Below are 24,069 nucleotides of genomic sequence, written 5' to 3' on the forward strand. Positions count from 1 at the left end.
AGAACTCTTTAGCCTGTCGGCTGTCGAAATGCCATCGCACGTTACCGTTAAAAACGTTTATCGCTGCATCAGCGCGGAATAATACGGAGTAAGCATGTCTGGAACGCCTCAATTAAGCCTCATTGTCGCTGTGTATAATGGTGAATCCTTCCTGAGTGCTTTTTTTGACAGCATTAAGAAGCAGAATCTGGACAGTCTGGAACTCGTCATTGTTAATGACGGTTCGACTGATGGTTCCGCTGAGATTATCGCCCGCTACGCCAGCGAATTTAGCGATTTCAAGGTTATTGACCAGGAGAACGGCGGTGTATCAGCGGCACGTAATGCGGGCCTTGCTGTCGCACAAGGCGAGTATGTAGCCTTTCCGGATATCGACGATGTTATCTATCCCGGGATGTATCCTCGCCTGCTTGAAATGGCTTTCGCCGGTCAACTGGATGTCGCGACCTGTAACGGCACCTATATTTACGATGACGGGCGTCCGTCGAAAAAGATTTTCCCCTCTGACAAGTTGACGTCAACCGGTGTGCTGGATGGCCCAACCTGGCTGCAAATGGCACTTGAATCGCGTAAGTTCTTGCACGTCACCTGGCTCAATATCTACCGTCACGCGTTTATCAAAGAGCAGGGTTTCACTTTTGAGCATGGCCTGCGTCATCAGGATATTCCGTGGACAACGGAAGTGTTATTGACCGCCAAACGCGTACAGTATGTTGATGAAGTGTATTACGATTATCTGATTCATTCTGCCTCGGTTTCACATACGCCAGGCACGGACGACACGCGTATGCGTTCTTCTCGGCATTATATGAAAATCCTGGAGATGCTGGATGCGATCAACAAGCGCCATCCGGAACAGGTAAAACGTGTACCGGCGTGCCAGTGGCAAATCGCGAAAGAAGGCTTAGGCATTCTGCACAGCATCAACAACATTGAAGATATGGCGAAAAAGCGCGAGATCACGCGCGAGCTTTTTGATCGCGGTATCTGGTCTATGATCTGGCAAAATGCGCGCGGTTTCCGCCAGCGCTGGCGTTTAGGACGTCGCTATTTCCGTCTTAAAAAAATTCTCGGCTAACGGACATTATGAGCAAACTCAAACTCCACGCGGTTTCCCGCGCAGACTTCATCGCGAAAAACTACGCAGATTTTCAGACGCTGCTGGATAACCGCGTTAATCCGGATGACATCCCTGAGCGTTTCTATTGCGGTGGACGCGGCGGCTGGACATTTCAAACCACGCTGGCGTTGAAACACTACTACGGCGACGATATTGAATGTTCGTTTGGCTCCGAATGCCGGCCGGATGCCATCAACCTGATGCACAATGATGATTTCGGCTCTCGCGTTAAACCATGGCGCGGATTTACCGTCGTTGCACGTGCCGATCGCCCTCCGGTTGTGGGTGCCGATATTGTTGTTGATCAGAACCCTGAAGTTGACGGGCACAGTAACCGCATTTTCGTGCCGTACTGGCCGCAGCCTGGCGTGAAGCCACGCGTGCGTAATGATGAAACGGTGAAAACCGTGGCGTTTTTCGGCCGCGTTGACAGCTTTCCGCAAGAATATCGTGAAGGCGATTTTAAACAGCGCCTGGCCGAGCAGGGAATTGAACTGCGCATTTCATTTGATAACTGGACAAATTATCAGGACGTTGATGTTTGCATCAGTTTCCGTAAATCGCACGACCACAAGCTCGCGCGCAAACCCGCCAGTAAATTAATCAATAACTGGCTGGGCAAAACCGTGATGGTGTGTGATGACGAACCGTCTTACCGCGCCATTCGTGAAAGCGAGCTGGATTATCTGATTGCAAAAAATCCTGACGAAGCGTTTGACGCCATTATGCGACTCAAAAACTCTCCTGAACTGTATCGCCAGATGCGTGAGCAAGGAGAAAAACGTTTGCAGGTTTATTCGCGTGAAGCGGTTGCCGCTCGCTGGTTTGCCCTGTTTGAGGATTGTTGGCGTAAAGGATTGCACAATCGCCCCACGCTGGTTCGCGCACTTCGCTTTGGTTTAGGTAAAGCGATTCGTCCGTTAACTAAAAAGTTCTGAGTTAGATTGAGTCTGAACATGTTCAAAACATCTGCACAATCATCACTCCCACTACGCCGCAATATCGTGCGGACAGTAGTGTTGACGCTGGCTTTCCTGGTGCTGTTTTCACTTTCTGAAATCATCATTCTGTTAAAAGACCATGTATATCAACCGAAAGCCGGTGATATCTCGCTGTATCTGATCATCTCACTGCTGGCTGCTGTCAGCGCGCGTTTCTTCGTCACGCGCCTGCTGCTGGCCGTCACGTTTATTGTGCAGATATCAGAAGCGATCTATTACCAGTTTTACGGCCAGTTCTACGGCCCAAGCGAAGTGTGGCTTGCGTTTGTCGAAACCAAAGACATTGCCAGCGGAATCACCGACAGTCTCGGATCGCTGGGGATCTACTTCGCGATCATGGTGCTGGCGGTGGTGTTTGCACTGGTCTTCACCCGTCGCATGGCACCTCAGTGGCATAAATGGCTCGCGATGCCCTGCTTGCTCGCTATCGTCGTTATGTTCGCGGGTCAGTTTTACAAGGCCATCGATGGGCAGATGTACAAGTTCAACCCCGACCTGCGCCACTCTTTACTGCGCAACGGGCTGTCAGCCATGAGCTATAGCGCCATTCGTCTGATCCCGGAAGCCCTGTCTGGCGAAAACCAGAGCGTGACCCATTACGAACCTTACCAGGTGACGCCGGTTGAGGGAACGCAGGCAGGCAAGTACTCCATCATCCTGGCGATTGGCGAAAGCCTTAACCCGCATCACGTCAGCGCGCTGGGCTATGAGCGCGATACCACGCCAGAGCTGAAAGCCCTGTTGAAACAATATCAGGGGACAGGACGCCTGGTGGTGTCTAACGCCGTGTCGACGCGTGTTGCCATTCCTATGCTGGTGAATAACCTGCGCGAGCCGGATAACTACGGCGCGTACAAGTCTAAGTCGACCAATATCTTTGCGAATGCGAAAAAACAGGGTTATCAGACCGCCTTTATTTCGGCGCAAGGTCTGGAAGGACTGAGCAACTGGATCGGTATCCACGACATTGATCTGTGGGAAGATACGCAAATTCGCCCGGCTCCGGATGTAGGCGCAGACGTCGTACTCACGCCATCTGTCGAGAAAGCCACGCTGGACTGGAACAAACCGTTCCTGATGGTGCTGAACAGCCGTGCACCGCATATCCCTTATGAGCGAAATATCCCGCAGGGGTTTGCGAAGTTCTCGACGCCGCGTCTGAGTAATGACGTTGAGCAGAAGAAGAACGAGTACGACGATGCCGTGCGTTTGTACGATAAAGAGCTGGCGTCTGCCATCCGCACTACGATGGCGAAATCCAAGCTGCCGGTACTGGTGTTCATCACCTCGGATCACGGAGAACGCGTGGGCGACGGCGGGCTGTTTGGTCATTCTGTCGTAGAAATGCCGATTGCCCAAGTGCCGTTCCTCTATTTCAGCAACGATCCGGCGTATTCAATGAATGCGATCAGCCCGCAAGTCCCGCTGAACCACTATCAGGTTGCGACGCTTATCAATAAAATGTTGGGCTATTCTGTCAGCAACCCGAATCAGAAAGATGACAGCTTCTTCATCACAGGCGGTGATATTCGTGGCCTGTCGGAGCGTGTGACCTACCACTTGAATGCGCTCCCTGAAGCAGAGCGTTAATCTGCAAGTTATCAAACGGGCAAACAGTTGCCCGTTTTTTTATCGTTGAACGAATGTAACGCAGGCAGACAAGTGAGCTAAAATGCCAAAGAGATAGCTTTAAACGGCCTAAATGCTTAGAATTTGCCCGCTGAAACTGAAAAACGGATAATCGCTTGGAATTGTTGTATACCGCTCTGCTCTACATTATTCAGCCGCTGGTGTGGCTAAGACTGCTGCTTCGTAGCCGTAAAGCGCCTGCGTATCGAAAACGTTGGGCTGAACGTTATGGCTACTGTCGTAATAAAGTTATGCCGGACGGTATTCTGCTGCATTCCGTGTCCGTCGGTGAAACGCTGGCGGCCATCCCGCTGGTTCGTGCATTGCGCCACCGTTATCCCTATCTGCCAATTACCGTCACCACCATGACGCCAACGGGTTCTGAACGCGCGCTGTCGGCGTTCGGCAAAGACGTGCATCACGTTTATCTGCCTTATGATTTACCCTGCGCCATGAACCGTTTCCTCAACACCGTGCGTCCAAAGCTGGTGATAGTGATGGAAACCGAGCTTTGGCCGAATATGATTTCCGCCCTGCATGCCCGCAAAATTCCGCTGGTGGTGGCTAACGCCCGCCTGTCTGAACGCTCCGCGAAAGGCTATGGCAAGCTGGGTAAATTCATGCGTCGCCTGCTGTCCAAAATTACGCTGATTGCCGCCCAAAACGAAGAAGATGCCGCGCGCTTTATCTCCCTTGGGCTGAAACGTAATCAGCTCGCTGTGACCGGAAGTCTGAAGTTTGATATCTCCGTCACGCCAGAACTCGCGGCGCGTGCCCTCACGTTACGCCGCCAGTGGGCACCACGCCGTCAAGTGTGGATCGCAACCAGCACCCATGATGGCGAAGAAGAGATTATTCTGCAGGCGCATCGCAAACTGCTCGAAAAATTCCCGGATTTACTGCTGATTCTGGTTCCGCGTCATCCCGAACGCTTTAAGGATGCCCGTGAACTGGTGCAGAAAGGCGGATTTAGCTTCACGCTGCGCAGCACTGGCGAGATCCCATCGGGTAGCACTCAGGTGGTGATTGGCGACACGATGGGCGAACTGATGCTGCTCTACGGCATTGCCGATCTGGCGTTCGTGGGCGGAAGTCTGGTTGAACGCGGCGGACACAATCCGCTGGAGCCTGCCGCACATGCCATTCCTGTGCTGATGGGTCCCCACACCTTTAACTTCAAAGATATCTGCGCCAAATTGCAGCAAGCCGATGGCTTGATTACCGTGACCGATACAGACTCTGTCGTGAAAGAGGTTTCAACCCTGCTCACCGATGAAGATTACCGTCTGTGGTACGGTCGTCATGCCGTTGAAGTGCTGCATCAGAATCAGGGCGCATTGACCCGTCTGCTGCAACTTCTACAGCCTTACTTGCCGCAGCGGAGCCATTAATGTCAACGCGTCTGTCGGTCGTGATGATCGCCAAAAACGCTGCCGACCTGCTGCCGGACTGCCTCGCGTCCGTTGCCTGGGCTGACGAAATTGTCCTGCTGGATTCCGGAAGCGAGGACAATACGGTTGCAATCGCCCGTGCCGCAGGCGTGAAAGTCTTCATCGATACCGACTGGCAGGGTTACGGCATTCAGCGTCAGCGCGCGCAGTCTTTTGCCACGGGCGACTACGTGCTGATGATCGACACTGACGAGCGCATCACGCCGGAACTCCAGCAAGCCATTCAAACCGTACTGAATTCGCCGCAGCCTGGCGCGGTGTATAGCATTGCTCGCCGCAACTATTTCCTGGGTCGCTTTATGCGTCACAGCGGCTGGTATCCTGACCGCGTGATGCGCCTTTATGAGCGCGATCGCTATCAGTACAACGCCAATCTGGTCCACGAATCTCTCGATTGTCATCAGGCGCAGGTCATTGCTTTGAACGGCGATCTCCTGCATCTCACCTGCCGGGATTTTGCGAGCTTCCAGCGCAAGCAACTCGACTACGCCACGGCCTGGGCACAAGAACGCCACCAGCGCGGCAAGAAGACCTCTTTGACGGGAATCTTTACGCATACGATAGGGGCATTTTTGAAAACACTGCTGCTGCGCGGCGGTGTCCTGGACGGCAAACAAGGCTGGTTACTGGCGGTGGTGAATGCACAGTATACTTTTAACAAATATACCGAGCTGTGGGCGTTAAACCGCGGCTACTCAGAGAAACGTGAGCCATGAGCACAAAAGCGATTTATCCGGGTACCTTCGATCCCATCACTAACGGTCATATTGATATCATTACGCGTGCTGCCAGCATGTTTGATCGCGTGATTCTGGCGATTGCTGCCAGCCCCAGCAAAAAACCCATGTTCGATTTAGAAGAGCGCGTCGCGCTCGCCACCACCGCGCTTCAACACCTGCCGAATGTTGAGGTGATGGGCTTTAGCGATCTGATGGCGAATTTCGCCCGCGCGCAGCAGGCCAATATTCTGATTCGTGGATTGCGCGCCGTGGCTGATTTTGAATATGAGATGCAACTGGCACACATGAACCGTCATTTAATGCCGGAGCTGGAAAGCGTCTTTCTGATGCCGTCAAAAGAGTGGTCGTTTATTTCATCATCACTGGTGAAAGAAGTGGCGCGCCACGCGGGGGATGTGACGCATTTTCTGCCTGCGAACGTTCACCAGGCGTTGATGGAAAAGCTCAAATAACTTATTTCTGGCACTGGCGGCAGTAAAACGTCGCGCGCTGCGCATGTTTCGACGCCACGATGGGCGTCCCGCACACTCTGCACGGCTCGCCTTTACGGCCATACACCTGCAGTTCCTGCGCAAAATACCCCGGCTTACCGTCACTTTGCAGGAAATCCTTCAGCGTCGTCCCGCCCTGCTCGATCGAGCGCAGCAAAACAGCTTTGATGACTTTCACCAATATCTCGCACTCTTGCTCTGAGAGCGACGATGCGAGCCTGTCCGGATGGATCCCGGCTGCGAAAAGCGACTCGCTGGCATAGATATTCCCAACCCCTACCACCAGCTTGTTATCCATCAGCCAGGGTTTGATCGGCGTTTTCTTTTTGGCGCACCGCGCTTTCAGGTACTCAGCGTTAAACGCCTCGCTCAGCGGCTCTGGGCCGAGATGCGCCAGCACGTTGTGCCCTTCAAGCTCTTTGGTCCACAACCATGCGCCAAAGCGTCGCGGATCGGTATAGCGCAGCACTTTGCCGTTGCTCATGACCAAATCCACGTGATCGTGTTTTTCGGCCGGTAACTCTTCACTGAGGATACGCAAACTCCCGGACATCCCAAGATGAATGATTATCCAGCCGTCGGGTAGCTCCAGCAGCAGGTATTTTGCGCGGCGCTGCACGCTCAGAACCGGCTTATCGCTCAGGGTATGTATCTCATTGGAAACGGGCCAGCGAAGACGACCATTACGCACGACAGCATGAAGAATGGTCGCGCCCACCAGATGCGGCTCGATACCACGACGGCTGGTTTCTACCTCAGGTAATTCAGGCATGTTTCCTCCATTGAGAGACACAGAATGCAAAAAACCCCGCGATTGCGGGGTTTTTCTTTACAAGGAATCTAAAATTATTTGATTTTAGCTTCTTTGTATAAAACGTGCTGACGGACAACTGGATCGAATTTTTTCAGTTCCAGTTTTTCCGGTTTAGTACGCTTGTTCTTCGTGGTGGTATAGAAGTGACCAGTACCAGCAGAAGAAACCAGCTTGATTTTCTCACGAATACCTTTAGCCATGATTTATTTCCTCTTTAAGTACTTAGTACTTTTCGCCACGGGCACGCAGTTCGGACAGAACTGTATCGATGCCTTTCTTATCAATAACACGCATACCTTTAGCAGATACACGCAGGGTGACAAAACGCTTCTCGCTCTCAACCCAAAAACGGTGAGAGTGCAGGTTCGGCAGGAAACGGCGTTTAGTCGCGTTCAGTGCGTGGGAACGGTTGTTACCGGTCACCGGACGCTTGCCAGTAACTTGGCAGACTCGGGACATGTCTATTCTCCAAAAATCAAATTAGCTCGAGCTTCGTATGGGGTATCGGCGCCTCGTCAGGCTTTACAGCCCGGTCATCGCGGTTCTAAGTGAACTCTCGATTGCCAGGCCCAAATGCCAAACCCGAGATTCTCAAAGGTGGCGTAGTATACGCTGACTCGACGATGTGCTCAAGTCCCGAACAGACAAAGATCCCGATGGATCGCGAGAAAGGGTCTAAATCCAACCCTGTTCGGCAAAAGAAACATACTCTCCGCGACCGATAATAAAATGGTCAAGTACATGAATGTCCATGAATTGACAGCATTTGATGATACGCTCGGTGATGTCTTTGTCGGCTTTACTCGGTTCAGCGCAACCAGAGGGGTGATTATGCGCGAGGATCACGGCGGCTGCATTCACTTTTATCGCTTCTCGCACAATTTCTCGCGGATGAACCTCAACATGCCTCAATGTTCCCGAAAACATGCGGCTGTGTTTTACCACCCGATGTTGATTATCGAGAAAAATCACCATGAAGACTTCACGTTCTGCATCAGAGAGCTGACTCTGCAGAAAATCTTTCGTCATTTCAGGACTTAACAGTGGATTATCGCCAAGTACCCGCACGCTATGGTAGCGCCTGGCGAGCTCGGCAATGCCTTTAAGCTGCGCAAATTTAGCCAGCCCGATTCCTTCGACATACCGAAACTCGTCCAGATTGGCGTTCAATAACCCGTGCAGTGACCCAAAATGCTGTAACAGCTCCTGCGCTAATACAAACACGCTCTTTCCTGATGTACCGGTGCGCAAAAAAAGTGCCAGTAGCTCTGCATCCGTCAGTGAGGTGATACCAAAACTCAGCATTTTCTCCCGCGGCAAAAGCGTCAACTCGTCATCCATGTCCCTTCTCCCTGTTTTGCTTTCATTATGCTGACACAGGAATCCTCGCCACTCGACGGGGACTTTTCGTTCTTGCGTAGCGCCTCGCAAAGTGGACCACGCACATTTTTACGTCGATTTTCGTATTGTGATAAAATGTTTCCCTCTGGATAAACCCAACAGGAAAGAATCATGATGAGCCTGGCTGGCAAAAAAATCGTCCTTGGCGTGAGCGGCGGCATCGCTGCGTATAAAGCGCCAGACCTGGTGCGGCGCTTGCGAGATCGCGGTGCAGACGTACGGGTCGCGATAACGGAAGGCGGTAAAGCGTTTATTACCCCGTTGAGCCTACAAGCTGTTTCAGGGTATCCGGTTTCCGATAGCCTGCTCGACCCGGCCGCTGAAGCCGCAATGGGCCATATTGAACTGGGCAAATGGGCAGACCTGGTTATTCTTGCTCCCGCAACGGCGGATTTAATCGCTCGCGTTGCAACAGGCATGGCCAACGACCTGGTTTCAACGATTTGTCTGGCTACGCCCGCACCTGTCGCCGTCGTGCCAGCGATGAACCAGCAGATGTACCGCAATGCCGCGACCCAACATAATCTTGAGGTTCTGGCATCACGTGGTTTGCTCATTTGGGGTCCCGACAGCGGGAGCCAAGCGTGTGGGGACGTAGGTCCAGGACGTATGCTCGATCCGCTTGCCATTGTCGATATGGCCGCCACGCATTTTGCGCCTGTCAACGATCTGCAACATCTCAACATCATGATTACTGCCGGTCCAACACGTGAACCCTTGGATCCCGTGCGATACATCTCGAACCACAGCTCCGGGAAAATGGGGTTTGCCATTGCCGCGGCAGCAGCAAAACGCGGAGCAAAGGTCACGCTGGTCAGCGGGCCGGTCTCGTTAGCCACGCCACCTTTTGTGCAACGCATTGATGTCACGACCGCGCTGGAAATGGAAGCGGCCGTTCAAGCGCACGCGCAGATGCAGCAAATATTTATCGGCTGCGCGGCCGTCGCCGATTACCGCGCCGAGACTATTTCTGATGCCAAGATTAAAAAGCAAGGCGATGAATTAACGATAAAAATGGTGAAGAATCCTGACATCGTCGCCGGTGTTGCCGCACTAAAAAGCCATCGACCTTACGTCGTTGGGTTTGCCGCCGAAACAAATAATGTGGAAGAATACGCCCGGCAAAAACGGACCCGCAAAAATCTCGATTTGATTTGCGCGAACGATGTTTCGCTGGCGGCACAAGGATTTAACAGCGACAGCAATGCATTACACCTTTTCTGGCAGGATGGAGATAAAGTCTTACCGCTTGAGCGCAAGGAACTCCTGGGCCAACAATTACTGGACGAGATCGTTACCCGTTATGATGAAAAAAATCGACGTTAAGATTCTGGACCCGCGTGTTGGCCAGCAATTTCCGCTGCCAACTTATGCCACCTCCGGCTCCGCCGGTCTTGACCTGCGAGCCTGTCTCGATGACGCCGTCGCGCTGGCGCCAGGCGCAACCACGCTGATCCCGACAGGTCTTGCGATTCACGTTGCAGACCCTTCACTGGCGGCGGTGATTTTGCCTCGCTCTGGTCTTGGTCATAAGCATGGTATTGTGCTGGGCAATCTGGTCGGGCTCATTGATTCCGACTACCAGGGTCAGCTGATGGTCTCTGTCTGGAACCGTGGACAGGACAGCTTCACGATTGAGCCGGGCGAACGTATCGCGCAGATGGTCTTTGTGCCTGTGGTTCAGGCTGAATTTAATCTGGTAGACGATTTTGATGCCACCGACCGTGGCGAAGGCGGCTTCGGCCACTCTGGGCGCAAATAAGCCCAACGATACGCAACACGCAGCGTAATAATGCAATAACACACCGCAAACGCTTGTTTGCGGTCGTTGTGTGGATGCCAGCCGGACAGGCGCTTATTTTCAGGGGTATTTTGTAACATGGCAGAAAAACAAACCGCGAAAAGGAACCGTCGCGAAGAAATACTTCAATCTCTGGCTCTGATGCTTGAATCCAGCGATGGCAGTCAACGCATCACTACCGCAAAACTGGCGGCCTCTGTCGGCGTGTCAGAAGCGGCGCTGTATCGTCATTTCCCCAGCAAAACGCGGATGTTTGATAGCCTCATCGAGTTTATCGAAGACAGCCTCATTACCCGTATCAATCTGATTCTTAAAGACGAAAAAGACACCACCGCACGCTTGCGATTGATTGTTTTACTGATTTTAGGTTTCGGCGAGCGCAATCCAGGCCTGACGCGAATCATGACAGGGCATGCCCTCATGTTTGAGCAGGACAAGCTTCAGGGACGTATCAATCAGCTTTTCGAACGCATTGAAGCCCAGTTGCGCCAGGTTTTGCGCGAAAAGAAAATGCGTGAAGGTGAAGGCTATACCACGGATGAAAATGTGTTGGCGGGACAGCTGTTAGCGTTCTGTGAAGGAATGCTTTCTCGCTTTGTCCGCAGTGAATTTAAATATCGCCCAACGGATGATTTCGACACCCGTTGGCCGCTCGTGGCTGCGCAACTGCAGTAAACGAGAAGAAGCCCGGTCAGCGTCACGCTACCGGGCTAAATGTCTTATACGCCAAACTCTTCCCGATACGCGCGCACCGACGCCAGATGATCCGCCATCTCAGGTTTCTCTTCCAGGTAGGCAATCAGGTCTTTCAACGTAATGATTGAAATCACGTTGCAGCCATAATCACGCTCAACTTCCTGAATGGCTGAAATCTCGCCACGGCCACGCTCCTGGCGATCGAGAGAAATCAACACGCCAGCAAGCGAAGCGCCATTAGCCTGGATAATTTCCATCGATTCACGGATTGCCGTGCCTGCGGTGATTACGTCATCCACCAGCATAATGCGGCCCTGCAGTTCGCTACCGACCAGATTGCCGCCTTCACCATGGGTTTTGGCTTCTTTACGGTTGAAGCAGTACGGCACGTCGCGATCGTGATGTTCCGCCAGCGCAACCGCCGTGGTGGTCGCAATCGGGATACCCTTATACGCAGGACCAAACAGCAGGTCGAAATCAATCCCTGAATCCACAAGCGCTTCGGCGTAAAAACGGCCTAATAAAGCCAGATCGCGCCCCGTATTAAACAGCCCGGCGTTGAAGAAATAGGGGCTTTTACGCCCGGATTTCAGTGTAAATTCGCCAAACTTAAGTACCTGCTTGTTAAGCGCAAACTCAATAAACTGGCGCTGATAGGGTTTCATGGATTCGCTCCTCAAGACTTTTCTACGGACAAAAAAAAGGGCGACAACGTCGCCCTTACATCAATTTTCTAACGCCGCTTTCTGCGTCGTGACAATAGATTCGATTCCCCCTCGGGCTAACGCCAGCAAGGTCAGAAGCTCTTCGTGAGTAAATGGCTCGCCTTCTGCCGTGCCCTGTACTTCAATGATACGACCGTCTTCGGTCATCACCACGTTCATGTCGGTTTCGGCTGCGGAGTCTTCAACATATTCCAGATCGCAAAGTGCTTCGCCGTTTACGATACCCACGGAGACAGCGGCAACCATTCCCTTCATCGGGTTCTTTTTCAACTTACCGGCGGCAATCAGCTTGTTCAGCGCATCAGCCAGTGCAACGCATGCCCCGGTGATGGAAGCCGTACGTGTACCGCCATCAGCCTGAATCACATCGCAGTCCAGGGTAATGGTGAATTCGCCCAGCACTTTCAGGTCGACAGCGGCACGAAGCGCGCGAGCGATAAGACGCTGGATTTCCATGGTACGACCGCCCTGCTTGCCTTTCGCTGCTTCGCGGGCGTTACGCGTATGCGTTGCGCGCGGCAACATACCGTATTCAGCCGTGATCCAGCCCTGGCCTTGGCCTTTCAGAAAGCGCGGTACGCCTTCTTCAATTGAGGCAGTGCACAGTACTTTAGTGTCGCCAAATGCAACAAGCACGGAACCTTCAGCGTGTTTTGTATAGTTACGGGTCAGGGTGACGGGACGCACCTGATTGGCGCTACGGCCTGATGGACGCATGATGATATCTCCGGCTTGAAACGAATGTGGCTGCGCATTATACGGATTAAAGTCGCTTATTCCTATCCTGTGAAAGCCACGAAAGCTATAATCCCCCATCTGTCCTCTAAAAACGGGAATGTCTATGATACGCAGTATGACCGCCTACGCCCGGCGTGAAATCAAAGGTAGCTGGGGTAGCGCTACCTGGGAAATGCGCTCGGTGAACCAGCGCTATCTGGAAACTTATTTCCGTATGCCAGAACAGTTTCGCAGCCTTGAGCCGGTCGTGCGTGAGCGCATTCGTGCTCGCCTGACGCGCGGTAAGGTTGAATGTAACCTGCGTTTTGAACCCGATGCGAGCGCTCAAGGGGAGCTGATCCTCAATGAAAAACTGGCTAAACAGCTGGTGAATGCCGCGAACTGGGTCAAAATGCAGAGCGACGAAGGTGAAATCAACCCGGTTGATATCCTGCGTTGGCCTGGCGTGATGGCCGCTGGAGAGCAAGACCTGGACGCGATCACTACCGAAATCCTCGGTGCGCTCGATGGGGCTCTGGATGATTTTATTGAAGCGCGCGAAACGGAAGGTCAGGCATTAAAAGGCATGATTGAACAGCGCCTCGAGGGTGTCAGTGCAGAAGTCATCAAAGTGCGTGCTCACATGCCCGAAGTACTGCAGTGGCAGCGCGAACGCCTGATTGCCAAACTTGAAGATGCTGAAGTTCAGCTGGAAAACACCCGTCTTGAGCAAGAGTTAGTGCTAATGGCACAGCGTGTTGACGTCGCGGAAGAGCTTGATCGACTCGATGCTCACGTTAAAGAGACGTACAACATTCTCAAGAAAAAAGAAGCCGTTGGCCGTCGCCTCGACTTTATGATGCAGGAATTTAACCGCGAATCGAACACGCTGGCATCTAAGTCCATCAATGCCGAAGTCACCACGTCAGCCATTGAACTGAAAGTGCTTATTGAGCAAATGCGCGAGCAGATTCAGAACATTGAGTAACGTCATTTACTCCCAAGCCTGACTAAAAAAGCCATTATAACAATGGCTTTTTTTTGTGCCTCACGGAGTGCGGATGGCTCAAATATCGCTTCAGATTAACTCTTCCCAACCATTCGCTGTGCAGTGAGTAACGTTAGCAGAAATACATCTTTAATGATGAAAAAAACTAATGCCTAAAAATCCATTAACCGTTCTACAAGCTCTAATGTAAGCAAAGGTGCATGAGTAAAAGTATCCCTTTCATTGCGATGCACAAAAAATCTAAATCGTGATGTGTTCTACAAAACGTTACCCTAGCCCGTTCAATCAGGGGGAAGAGATGCTGCTACACATTTTATATTTGGTCGGAATTACTGCCGAAGCCATGACGGGAGCGCTGGCCGCTGGACGTCGTCGGATGGACACGTTCGGCGTCATTATTATCGCCACAGCAACCGCGCTGGGCGGTGGCTCCGTTCGCGACATCCTGCTTGGCCACTATCCGCTGGGCTGGGTCAAACATCCAGAGTACGTGGTGATCGTCGCGGTGGCAGCTGTGTTGACCACCATTGCCGCCCCGGTAATGCCGCACTTGCGACGTCTGTTCCTGATTCTGGATGCCGTGGGATTGGTGGTATTTTCAATTATCGGCGCACAGATTGCTCTCGATATGGGGGAAGGTCCGATCATTGCCTCTATCGCCGCCGTTGTGACGGGTGTTTTTGGCGGTGTTCTCCGTGATATGTTCTGTAAACGCATTCCTCTGGTGTTTCAGAAAGAGCTGTATGCCGGCATTTCCTTTGCCTCGGCGGTGTTATACATCGCTTTACAACATTATGTCTCAAGTCTTGATTTCGTTGTCATCGCGACGTTACTCTTTGGTTTTACCGCGCGGATGTTGGCACTACGCTTAAAATTGGGACTTCCCGTGTTTCATTACACGCATGACTCACACTAAGCTCTTACAAGGCGCATAACAGCCGTAAAAAGCACTTTTAGATGTCCCATACCAATGCGAAAAACGAATATAATAATTTTCGTTTATCCCGCCTGGAAATTTGCGTTCAGAATCGATGCCATTTGCAAAAGCTGCAGTTCTCACCATAAATAAAAAACTCAGCAGCCATTTTCTGATTCTGCTGCTTCTCTCTGTGCTTATTCAATTATGGCCAGTGTTCTTCACGCAACCAGCACGTTTTGCGGTACGCATTGCAATTTGCAACAGCCTGCTTTTATTGAGTGCCTCAGCAATCTATCGCTGCATCCCCGGTAAAATCATTACGTTCATACTGACCACAATCCTGACCCTCAATTTTGCGATCGCATTCAGTACCTGGGATGTTTACCAAAGCGAGTTTAATACCGTTTTTGCCATGAGTATCATGGCCACCCATATTGCCGAGGCGAAGAGTATGTCGGGGCTATATGGTCATACTTTCCCGGTTGTTATTGCCTACTTTTTTATCACCTGGTATGCCATTAAATCGCTCAGTGAGAACGTTGGGGATCGCGCGAAAGGGATAGGCCTGATCTTACTGGTTGGCTATATGGGCTGGTACTCAACGGCCAACTGGTTAAAAAAGCGTAAAGACCTTGAGGTTTACTATCCGCTTAGCTCACGCATCCTGACCAATACCCCTTTTTACACGGGCTCTGAATTTATTATTGCGCGACGAGACAGCGCACTGGCGGAGAAAATTGGTCAGCAGAATGTGTATTATCCCGCACTGCAGTACCATGAGACGGGTATCGAAAACTATGTCGTGATAGTGGGTGAATCCGCCCGTCGCAGCAACATGCAGCTTTATGGATTCCCCCAGAATACGACACCTGTCGAGTCTGCATTTAAAAATCATGCCCTGATTTTTGCGCATGCAATTGCCCCGGCTTCAGCTACCGTACTTGCCGTACCGATGATATTAAGCAAAGCCGATCCGGATAATTTCACCGTCGACAAACTCGCAGATAATATCGTCAACATCGCGCGAAAAACGGGTTATTACACAGAATGGATCAGTGCTCAAGGCAACTCCGGAAAGAGCAATAATTATATTGTTGCTATCGCCTCTACCAGTCAAAAAGCACAGTGGATCAACACTCAGTATGATACCGAGCTTCTACCGGCGCTTGACGAAGCGCTGAAGAAGCCCGGTAGGAAATTCATCGTTTTACATATAAACGGCAGCCATGAAATGGCGTGTGACCGCTACCCTGAATCTGCAGATATCCTTGATACCGGCAACAAATATGAAGATTGCTATAACAACGCAATTCGCTTTACCGATTACTTTATTGGCGAAGTTGCCAAGCGCCTGCAAAGCAGTGCCTCTTCGATTCTGTATTTTTCAGATCACGGGTTAGAAAAAAACCCTAAACTGAAATCCATCTATATGCATGGTTCACGTAATCCGAGTAAAGAGGCTTACGAAGTTCCACAATTTATCTGGTACAGCCAGCCAGCCATTTCCAGTCAAAAACGGCAGTTGGGCTGGGTTCCGGGTTTCTGGTCGACGGCAAATAACTATGAATTAATGCTCAGTTGGCTTGGCATCTCTACGGGTACTGAAAATTGCGGTTCGGTACTAGAAAAATGCTATCAGCAACCCACGTTATTCCCGGTTATGGATGGCGGACGTCATATATTCGATTACGATCAATTACGTGATACCTTCAGTTCACCGGACAGGCACACACCATGGCGAAAAGCCAAGGCGGGTTCGCTTTAGAACCCGTCAATACCTTGCTCACCAAGCCAGGTGGCAAGACGTGTGATCTGCGAATCGTGTACAAACTCTACCAATTTTCGCGCTTTCTCTGTACCGATGCCGGGGAGCTGATTCCAGCTTACCGCATCTTTGTCTTGTAATTGGCGCCATGAATGAACGCTCAACGCGTCGGCAGCGGCTTGTGGTAAGAGTATGCCAAGCGCTTTTATCCATTTATTGAAAGGCTGATGGCGAGCAAACTCGAAACGATGCCATAGCTGTAAACGTCGTGCAGGATTCAAACCTGATGTCTTTTCTATTTGTTCCTGCGTTACAGCCAGCCAGGAAAAAATGTGTTCAAAATGATAAGTCTGATGTAACAGTCGCCAGCTCGAATCACCCAATCCCTCCATATTGAGAATCTGCTTTGAACTTAGCCAGACCAGTCGGGCAAAAAATTGCTCCAGACATTCAGGTGAAGCATAGAAGCAGGTGAGTGAGTGATATTGCGATGCAGGCGGTGCTGGCTTTTTTCGATCATTTCCACGCCATACGACTTTATCTACCCGCGGAATACCCTGCCCGGCCAAACTCACCAAAATCTGATCGCCTGGCGCAATATCCAACGCCTGCCAACGGCTCACAGAACCGAGATTAACGCGCTTCACACGTTTGTCATCCAGTTGTATTGACTCCAGTACGGCAACAACGGAAATCTTACCCGTGCGTCCAATCGCAAATTGAATAGCATTAACTTCTGCTACCTGCGAAACCGGCGAATATTTCCAGGCGACGACCCAATTCCCTTCTCCCGGTAACCACAGCTCACCGACTGGCTCAACCGAGGATCGAACAATAATGCCGTCAGTCACAAACGGAAGAGAGGAAGTCAGCCATTCCTTTCTGTTTTTTTCAACCTCATCTGCCGTGCTGACTGCTCGCGTATATTGCGCTGTCAGGGTAAAACCAGCTTTGGTGAGTTCAGAAAGGCGTTGCGGCATAGACTGTGGACCATCGGGCCAGGCCCAAATAAAGACGCCGAGATTTTCCAGTACCGTCTTGTCATTATGACGCATCATCATTCCAGCTACTTTAGCCCTGGCGTTCATCCCTCCCATCTGCTGCTGAATGTGTCTTTCACACCGTAAAAAAATTTCCCCTTGCAGAACGCTTTCGGAAAGTACGCCCTTCACGTTTAAAGGGACAGAGGGGATAGCTTGTACTCTTGCGGTCCAGTCTTCACCTTTCACGCCGTCACCACGGCTGATCGCCTGCACCAACTTCCCTTTGCGATAAACCAATGTGACTGCCACACCATCGACTTTAGGCTGCACCCACAAATCGCGTCGTGAATGCATCCACTGCCGCAATTCTTCTTTGCCAGAAACCTTGTGCACACCCGTATGTGCAAAAGGGTGTCGCAGCGTTCCGTTAGCAGGAGGAATATCCTCTGTCGCAGGCTCATGATTAAAGCACTGCTGCCAATGTTTCAATCGGGTGTTTAATTGATCATAAACCTCATCGCTCACATCGCTTTTACCTTCCTGCCAGTAGGCATCATTCCAGCGAGAAATCTGTGCGTTTAACCCCGCAATTTCTTGTTCCGCTTTGGCATGCGACCACGCAGGACATATCGCTGTTCCATAGCTACTCCACACCATTACAACTACGCCAGCCCATTTCCACATCGTTAATCCTCCCTGGTTTGCGGAAGTTATAACGGTCCGGTTTGGGTCTGACTACCCGCAAAGATGCACTTTACGAGGGGCATTCCATGTAATATTTTTTGGGGCTGCAAAGGGACAAGAAAATTGGAAAACGGCACGCAAAAATCAACAATCCAAATGAAAAAGTGTGACAAAGGCTACGTCACACCGTGGCGACGTGTATAATAAGCTCGTATGTAGGACTTAATCGCTAACACATACGAAAGACTCTCATGGCTCAAGGCACGCTTTATATTGTTTCTGCTCCAAGTGGGGCGGGTAAATCCAGCCTGATTCAGGCACTGTTAAAAACCCAACCGTTGTACGATACGCAAGTGTCGGTATCTCACACCACGCGTCAGCCGCGTCCAGGTGAAGTACACGGTGAACACTATTTCTTTGTTAATCATGATGAATTTAGAACGATGATTGGCAGAGAAGCGTTTCTTGAACACGCCGAAGTATTCGGTAATTACTATGGCACCTCACGAGAAACTATCGAGCAGGTTCTGGCAACGGGCGTCAATGTGTTCTTAGACATCGACTGGCAAGGTGCCCAGCAAATCCGTAGTAAGATGCCTCAGGCTCGCAGTATTTTTATACTACCGCCGTCAAAAGAAGAGTTGGACCGTCGTCTTCGCGGACGTGGTCAGGATAGCGAAGAAGTTATTGCGAAACGTATGGCCCAGGCAGTTGCAGAAATGAGCCATTACGCTGAATATGATTATCTGATTGTGAATGATGATTTTGATACCGCTCTTGGCGATCTTAAGACTATTATTCGCGCCGAACGACTGCGTATGAGCCGCCAGAAGCAGCGACATGACGCTTTAATCACCAAACTGTTGGCAGACTGAACCCACATTCAGTATCATGCCCAGTCATTTCTTCATCTGTGGAGCACTATAAGTATGGCACGCGTAACTGTTCAGGACGCTGTAGAGAAAATTGGTAACCGTTTTGACCTGGTACTGGTCGCCGCGCGTCGCGCTCGTCAGATGCAGTCCGGCGGCAAAGATCCACTGGTACCAGAAGAAAACGATAAAACCACCGTTATCGCATTGCGCGAAATCGAAGAAGGTCTGATCACCAACCAGATCCTCGACGTACGTGAGCGCCAGGAGCAGCAAGAGCAGGAAGCCGCAGAACTGCAGGCCGTAACCGCCATTGCTGAAGGCCGTCGTTAATTAAACCTGCGGGTCGCCCTTGTATCTGTTTGAAAGCCTGAATCAGCTGATTCAACACTACCTGCCAGAAGACCAAATCAAACGTCTTCAGCAGGCGTATCTCGTTGCACGTGACGCTCACGAGGGCCAAACACGTTCAAGCGGTGAACCCTATATCACGCACCCGGTAGCGGTGGCCTGTATTCTGGCCGAGATGAAACTCGACTACGAAACGCTAATGGCTGCGCTCCTGCATGACGTGATCGAAGATACCCCCGCCACCTACCAGGATATGGAACAGTTGTTTGGCAAAAGCGTTGCCGAACTGGTGGAAGGGGTTTCTAAGCTTGATAAGCTGAAATTCCGCGACAAGAAAGAGGCGCAAGCCGAAAACTTCCGCAAAATGATCATGGCGATGGTGCAGGATATCCGCGTCATTCTTATCAAACTGGCTGACCGCACCCACAATATGCGCACGTTGGGCTCATTACGCCCGGACAAACGTCGTCGCATTGCCCGCGAAACACTCGAAATCTATAGCCCACTGGCACACCGTTTAGGTATTCATCACATTAAAACTGAGCTTGAAGAGCTGGGTTTTGAAGCGTTGTACCCAAACCGCTACCGTGTGATTAAAGAAGTCGTTAAAGCCGCGCGTGGCAACCGTAAAGAGATGATTCAAAAGATCCTCTCTGAAATTGAAGGACGTTTACAGGAAGCGGGAATACCGTGCCGCGTCAGCGGTCGCGAAAAGCATCTGTACTCCATTTATTGCAAAATGGTGCTCAAAGAGCAGCGTTTTCACTCGATCATGGATATCTACGCGTTTCGCGTAATCGTCCATGACTCGGACACTTGCTACCGTGTTCTCGGTCAGATGCACAGCCTTTACAAACCGCGACCAGGTCGGGTTAAAGATTACATCGCCATTCCAAAAGCGAACGGCTATCAATCTTTGCATACGTCCATGATTGGTCCACACGGCGTGCCCGTCGAAGTGCAAATCCGCACCGAAGACATGGATCAAATGGCGGAAATGGGTGTTGCTGCGCACTGGGCTTATAAAGAGCACGGTGAAACCAGCACGACCGCACAAATCCGCGCGCAGCGGTGGATGCAAAGTTTGCTGGAGCTACAACAAAGCGCCGGCAGCTCGTTTGAATTTATCGAGAGCGTCAAATCCGATCTCTTCCCGGATGAGATTTACGTTTTTACACCAGAAGGGCGAATTGTCGAACTGCCCGCAGGCGCTACGCCAGTCGACTTCGCTTATGCCGTGCATACCGATATTGGTCATGCCTGTGTTGGTGCACGCGTAGACCGCCAGCCGTATCCGCTTTCGCAACCGCTCACCAGCGGCCAGACTGTGGAAATCATCACCGCTCCGGGCGCACGCCCGAACGCAGCGTGGTTGAACTTTGTCGTGAGCTCCAAGGCGCGCGCCAAAATCCGCCAGTTGTTGAAAAACCTCAAGCGTGATGATTCCGTCAGCCTGGGTCGCCGTTTGCTCAACCATGCGTTGGGCGGCAGTCGTAAGCTTGCCGAGATCCCGCCAGAGAATATCCAGCGTGAACTGGAGCGCATGAAGCTCGCGGCACTAGACGACCTGCTGGCAGAAATCGGTCTCGGGAATGCGATGAGTGTTGTCGTGGCGAAAAACCTGCAGCAAGGCGATGCCTCTTCTGTACAGTCAACCACGCAGGGCCACGGTCATTTACCGATCAAAGGCGCAGACGGTGTACTGATTACCTTCGCGAAATGCTGTCGACCGATTCCTGGCGACCCGATCATCGCGCACGTGAGCCCGGGCAAAGGCCTGGTTATCCACCACGAATCCTGCCGTAACATCCGTGGTTATCAGAAAGAGCCTGAGAAGTTTATGGCCGTCGAGTGGGATAAAGAGACCGAGCAGGAATTCATCACCGAAATTAAGGTGGATATGTTCAACCACCAGGGTGCGCTGGCTAACCTGACGGCAGCAATCAACACGGCCTCTTCCAATATTCAAAGTCTGAATACAGAAGAAAAAGATGGCCGCGTTTACAGCGCCTTTATCCGTCTGACTGCCCGTGACCGTGTGCATCTGGCAAACATCATGCGTAAAATTCGCGTCATGCCAGACGTCATTAAAGTCACCCGTAACCGAAACTAGTCTGATGAATGCACAGCGTTATGCTCGTATCTGCGAAATGCTCGCCAGACGTCAGCCCGATCTGACGGTCTGTATGGAGCAGGTCCATAAACCTCATAACGTTTCTGCCATTGTCCGTACCGCTGATGCCGTGGGTGTACATGAAGTACACGCAGTCTGGCCAGGTAATCGCCTGCGTACCATGGCGTCCAGTGCAGCCGGCAGCAACAGTTGGGTGACGGTCAAAACGCACCCGACGATTTCAGAGGCTGTCGCGCAGTTGAAAGCCTCCGGAATGCAAATCCTGGCCACCCATCTTTCTGATAAAGCGGTTGATTTTCGTGAGATCGATTACACCCGCCCGACCTGTATTTTGATGGGGCAAGAGAAAACCGGGATCACCCAGGAAGCGCTGGATCTCGCCGATCGCGACATCATTATCCCGATGATCGGCATGGTTCAGTCTCTGAATGTCTCTGTTGCTTCTGCGTTAATCCTTTATGAGGCGCAGCGCCAACGTCAGAATGCAGGCATGTACGAACGCAAAAACAGCATGCTGCCAGAAGAAGAACAGCAGCGATTGTTGTTTGAAGGCGGATATCCGGTGCTCGCCCGCGTAGCAAAGCAAAAGCAATTGCCCTACCCCCACGTTAACGCGCAGGGCGAAATCGAAGCTGATGCCGAGTGGTGGTCCACAATGCAGTACGCAGGATAAATCATGAAGGGCCGCCTGCTGGACGCTATCCCGCTCAATTCACTCACTGGCGTTGGCGCGGCACAAAGTAGCAAACTTGCAAAAATCGGCCTGCACACCGTACAAGATCTCCTGCTTCACCTCCCTTTACGTTACGAAGACCGCACTCAGCTTTATGCCATCGGCGATCTCCTTCCCGGTATTTATGCCACGGTTGAAGGTGAAATCCTGAACTGCAACGTCACCTTTGGCGGTCGTCGAATGATGACCTGTCAGATCAGCGATGGCTCCGGCATCCTCACTCTGCGCTTTTTCAATTTCAGTGCTGCAATGAAAAATGGTCTTGCTGCAGGAAGACGAGTACTGGCCTACGGCGAAGCAAAACGCGGTAAATTCGGCGCGGAGATGATCCACCCGGAATATCGCGTACAGGGCGATCTCTCGACTCCTGAATTACAAGAAACGTTAACGCCGGTTTATCCGACAACCGAAGGTATCAAGCAAGCAACGCTGCGCAAACTAACCGATCAAGCCCTTGAACTGCTTGATACCTGTGCCATTACCGAATTGCTGCCGCCTGAATTGGCGCAAGGAATGATGAGCCTGCCTGAAGCGATTCGTACCCTGCACCGTCCGCCTCCCTCTTTGCAGCTCAGCGATTTAGAAAGTGGTCAACATCCGGCGCAACGGCGTCTTATCCTTGAAGAATTACTGGCCCATAACCTGAGCATGCTGGCGCTTCGCGCTGGCGCGCAACGTTTTCATGCGTTGCCGCTCACCGCCCGTGATGATTTAAAAGATAAGCTGCTGGCCTCACTGCCGTTTAAACCCACCCATGCGCAAGCGCGCGTCACAGCCGAAATTGAGCATGATTTGGCGCAAGATGTACCCATGATGCGCCTGGTGCAGGGTGATGTGGGTTCCGGTAAAACGTTGGTTGCCGCCCTGGCTGCCTTACGCGCAATCGCACACGGCAAACAGGTGGCATTGATGGCACCGACGGAGCTGCTCGCCGAACAGCATGCCAACAACTTTCGTAGCTGGTTTGCGCCACTTGGCGTAGAAGTTGGCTGGCTGGCCGGTAAACAAAAGGGCAAAGCGCGAATCGCACAGCAAGAAGCGATTGCCAGCGGCCTGGTGCAAATGATCGTCGGGACTCACGCTATTTTCCAGGAGCACGTGCAGTTTAAGGGTCTTGCTCTGGTCATTATTGACGAACAACACCGCTTTGGTGTCCATCAACGTCTGGCGCTCTGGGAAAAAGGGCTGCAGCAGGGGTTTCACCCACACCAGTTGATCATGACCGCCACCCCGATCCCGCGCACGCTGGCGATGACTGCCTACGCCGATCTGGATACCTCAACGATTGATGAACTGCCGCCTGGCCGTACGCCAGTCACGACGGTGGCCATCCCTGACACCCGTCGCAGCGATATTATTGACCGTGTACGCAACGCCTGTACCCAGGAAGGCCGCCAGGCTTACTGGGTGTGCACATTAATTGAAGAGTCCGAACTGCTTGAAGCCCAAGCGGCAGAAGTGACATGGGAAGAGCTAAAGCTGGCGCTACCTGAACTCCAAATCGGGCTAGTGCATGGTCGTATGAAATCGGCTGATAAACAGCAGGTGATGCAGCGCTTTAAGCAGGGCGAATTGCATTTACTGATTGCAACCACGGTGATTGAAGTGGGGGTGGATGTCCCCAATGCCAGCCTGATGATTATTGAAAACCCGGAACGATTGGGCCTTGCGCAACTTCATCAGCTTCGGGGTCGTGTCGGACGTGGTGCGGTAGCCTCACACTGTGTACTGCTCTTCAAATCTCCCCTCTCCAAAACTGCGCAAATGCGTCTGCAAGTGTTACGTGACAGCAACGACGGTTTCGTTATTGCCCAAAAGGACCTGGAAATACGGGGTCCGGGCGAACTGCTGGGGACGCGCCAGACCGGTAACGCGGAATTCAAAGTCGCGGACTTATTACGCGATCAGGCAATGATTCCGGAAGTTCAGCGGCTGGCGCGACACATTCATGAACGCTACCCCCAACAGGCGACTGCTTTGATTGAACGCTGGATGCCAGAGACTGAACGCTACTCCAATGCGTAAGGGTTATG

The 24,069-nt window shown here is 51.8% G+C and carries 24 protein-coding genes; 17 read left to right on the top strand and 7 right to left on the bottom strand.

Annotated features, from left to right (window positions below):
- The first annotated feature begins 94 nt into the window (after nt 1-94).
- From AC07RN_RS16875 to coaD, 6 genes are all read left to right on the top strand, one after another.
- The gene (locus AC07RN_RS16875; protein WP_478336882.1) at nt 95-1,078 is read left to right on the top strand and encodes a glycosyltransferase; all 984 of its coding nucleotides are present in this window, start codon (nt 95-97) and stop codon (nt 1,076-1,078) included.
- An 8-nt stretch (nt 1,079-1,086) separates the two neighbouring features.
- Nucleotides 1,087-2,058, top strand: coding sequence for a glycosyltransferase family protein (locus AC07RN_RS16880; RefSeq protein ID WP_011915375.1), 972 nt, complete (start codon nt 1,087-1,089; stop codon nt 2,056-2,058).
- Between the two features lie 18 nt (nt 2,059-2,076).
- Complete coding sequence (locus tag AC07RN_RS16885; protein WP_235134419.1) at nt 2,077-3,711, top strand: sulfatase-like hydrolase/transferase; 1,635 nt, start codon at nt 2,077-2,079, stop codon at nt 3,709-3,711.
- Nucleotides 3,712-3,866: 155 nt separating this feature from the next.
- Nucleotides 3,867-5,141, top strand: a complete 1,275-nt coding sequence (gene waaA / locus AC07RN_RS16890; protein WP_478336883.1) for a lipid IV(A) 3-deoxy-D-manno-octulosonic acid transferase — start codon at nt 3,867-3,869, stop codon at nt 5,139-5,141.
- Nucleotides 5,141-5,917, top strand: coding sequence for a glycosyltransferase family 2 protein (locus AC07RN_RS16895; RefSeq protein WP_011915372.1), 777 nt, complete (start codon nt 5,141-5,143; stop codon nt 5,915-5,917). The genes waaA and AC07RN_RS16895 overlap by 1 nt, the downstream gene beginning before the upstream one ends.
- Nucleotides 5,914-6,393: a pantetheine-phosphate adenylyltransferase gene (gene coaD, locus AC07RN_RS16900; protein ID WP_011915371.1), complete on the top strand. Its 480-nt coding sequence runs from the start codon at nt 5,914-5,916 to the stop codon at nt 6,391-6,393. Before AC07RN_RS16895 ends, coaD begins: the two co-directional genes overlap by 4 nt.
- A 1-nt stretch (nt 6,394) precedes the next feature.
- Here coaD and mutM read toward each other — a convergent pair whose 3' ends face one another.
- From mutM to radC, 4 genes are all read right to left on the bottom strand, one after another.
- On the bottom strand, nt 6,395-7,204 hold the full coding sequence (gene mutM / locus AC07RN_RS16905) for a bifunctional DNA-formamidopyrimidine glycosylase/DNA-(apurinic or apyrimidinic site) lyase (RefSeq protein ID WP_011915370.1): 810 nt from the start codon (nt 7,202-7,204) through the stop codon (nt 6,395-6,397).
- A 74-nt stretch (nt 7,205-7,278) separates the two neighbouring features.
- Nucleotides 7,279-7,446, bottom strand: a complete 168-nt coding sequence (gene rpmG, locus AC07RN_RS16910) for a 50S ribosomal protein L33 (RefSeq protein ID WP_003024094.1) — start codon at nt 7,444-7,446, stop codon at nt 7,279-7,281.
- 22 nt (nt 7,447-7,468) lie between these two features.
- Nucleotides 7,469-7,705 (bottom strand): 50S ribosomal protein L28, encoded by a 237-nt coding sequence (rpmB, locus tag AC07RN_RS16915; protein ID WP_002436699.1) that lies wholly within the window; start codon nt 7,703-7,705, stop codon nt 7,469-7,471.
- A gap of 216 nt (nt 7,706-7,921) precedes the next feature.
- Nucleotides 7,922-8,587, bottom strand: a complete 666-nt coding sequence (gene radC / locus AC07RN_RS16920; protein ID WP_478336884.1) for a RadC family protein — start codon at nt 8,585-8,587, stop codon at nt 7,922-7,924.
- A gap of 174 nt (nt 8,588-8,761) precedes the next feature.
- Here radC and coaBC point away from each other — a divergent pair, with 174 nt between their 5' ends.
- The 3 genes from coaBC (at nt 8,762) to slmA (ending at nt 11,123) form a co-directional block, all read left to right on the top strand.
- A complete protein-coding gene (coaBC, locus tag AC07RN_RS16925; protein WP_478336954.1) occupies nt 8,762-9,973 on the top strand; it encodes a bifunctional phosphopantothenoylcysteine decarboxylase/phosphopantothenate--cysteine ligase CoaBC in 1,212 nt (403 codons plus the stop codon).
- Nucleotides 9,951-10,409 carry a dUTP diphosphatase gene (dut, locus tag AC07RN_RS16930; protein WP_166638675.1) on the top strand — a complete coding sequence of 153 codons (459 nt, stop codon included), beginning with the start codon at nt 9,951-9,953 and terminating at the stop codon, nt 10,407-10,409. The genes coaBC and dut overlap by 23 nt, the downstream gene beginning before the upstream one ends.
- A 117-nt stretch (nt 10,410-10,526) precedes the next feature.
- Nucleotides 10,527-11,123, top strand: a complete 597-nt coding sequence (slmA, locus tag AC07RN_RS16935) for a nucleoid occlusion factor SlmA (protein ID WP_011915366.1) — start codon at nt 10,527-10,529, stop codon at nt 11,121-11,123.
- A 44-nt stretch (nt 11,124-11,167) separates the two neighbouring features.
- Here slmA and pyrE read toward each other — a convergent pair whose 3' ends face one another.
- Nucleotides 11,168-11,809: an orotate phosphoribosyltransferase gene (pyrE, locus tag AC07RN_RS16940; RefSeq protein ID WP_011915365.1), complete on the bottom strand. Its 642-nt coding sequence runs from the start codon at nt 11,807-11,809 to the stop codon at nt 11,168-11,170.
- A gap of 60 nt (nt 11,810-11,869) precedes the next feature.
- Nucleotides 11,870-12,586 (bottom strand): ribonuclease PH, encoded by a 717-nt coding sequence (gene rph, locus AC07RN_RS16945; RefSeq protein ID WP_133632102.1) that lies wholly within the window; start codon nt 12,584-12,586, stop codon nt 11,870-11,872.
- Between the two features lie 124 nt (nt 12,587-12,710).
- On the opposite strand from rph, the gene AC07RN_RS16950 reads away from it, so the two are divergent.
- From AC07RN_RS16950 to AC07RN_RS16960, 3 genes are all read left to right on the top strand, one after another.
- On the top strand, nt 12,711-13,574 hold the full coding sequence (locus tag AC07RN_RS16950) for a YicC/YloC family endoribonuclease (protein WP_011915363.1): 864 nt from the start codon (nt 12,711-12,713) through the stop codon (nt 13,572-13,574).
- A gap of 319 nt (nt 13,575-13,893) precedes the next feature.
- The gene (locus AC07RN_RS16955; protein WP_011915362.1) at nt 13,894-14,511 is read left to right on the top strand and encodes a trimeric intracellular cation channel family protein; all 618 of its coding nucleotides are present in this window, start codon (nt 13,894-13,896) and stop codon (nt 14,509-14,511) included.
- Nucleotides 14,512-14,626: 115 nt separating this feature from the next.
- On the top strand, nt 14,627-16,279 hold the full coding sequence (locus AC07RN_RS16960) for a phosphoethanolamine transferase (RefSeq protein WP_478336885.1): 1,653 nt from the start codon (nt 14,627-14,629) through the stop codon (nt 16,277-16,279).
- On the opposite strand, the gene ligB is transcribed toward AC07RN_RS16960, so the two are convergent.
- Nucleotides 16,276-17,946, bottom strand: coding sequence for an NAD-dependent DNA ligase LigB (gene ligB / locus AC07RN_RS16965; protein WP_478336886.1), 1,671 nt, complete (start codon nt 17,944-17,946; stop codon nt 16,276-16,278). The two genes, AC07RN_RS16960 and ligB, sit on opposite strands and share 4 nt — an antisense overlap.
- 251 nt (nt 17,947-18,197) lie before the next feature.
- Here ligB and gmk point away from each other — a divergent pair, with 251 nt between their 5' ends.
- The 5 genes from gmk to recG are packed head-to-tail and all read left to right on the top strand — an operon-like array spanning nt 18,198 to nt 24,061.
- Complete coding sequence (gene gmk, locus AC07RN_RS16970; protein WP_011915359.1) at nt 18,198-18,821, top strand: guanylate kinase; 624 nt, start codon at nt 18,198-18,200, stop codon at nt 18,819-18,821.
- 54 nt (nt 18,822-18,875) lie between these two features.
- Nucleotides 18,876-19,151: a DNA-directed RNA polymerase subunit omega gene (gene rpoZ, locus AC07RN_RS16975; RefSeq protein ID WP_011915358.1), complete on the top strand. Its 276-nt coding sequence runs from the start codon at nt 18,876-18,878 to the stop codon at nt 19,149-19,151.
- Nucleotides 19,152-19,170: 19 nt separating this feature from the next.
- On the top strand, nt 19,171-21,282 hold the full coding sequence (gene spoT / locus AC07RN_RS16980; protein WP_011915357.1) for a bifunctional GTP diphosphokinase/guanosine-3',5'-bis pyrophosphate 3'-pyrophosphohydrolase: 2,112 nt from the start codon (nt 19,171-19,173) through the stop codon (nt 21,280-21,282).
- 4 nt (nt 21,283-21,286) lie between these two features.
- Nucleotides 21,287-21,976 (top strand): tRNA (guanosine(18)-2'-O)-methyltransferase TrmH, encoded by a 690-nt coding sequence (gene trmH / locus AC07RN_RS16985; RefSeq protein ID WP_235134413.1) that lies wholly within the window; start codon nt 21,287-21,289, stop codon nt 21,974-21,976.
- Nucleotides 21,977-21,979: 3 nt separating this feature from the next.
- Entirely contained in the window at nt 21,980-24,061 is a 2,082-nt protein-coding gene (gene recG, locus AC07RN_RS16990; protein ID WP_478336887.1) for an ATP-dependent DNA helicase RecG, read from the top strand.
- Nucleotides 24,062-24,069 lie beyond the last annotated feature (8 nt).

This window comes from Lelliottia sp. GFLA7 (assembly GCF_056490165.1).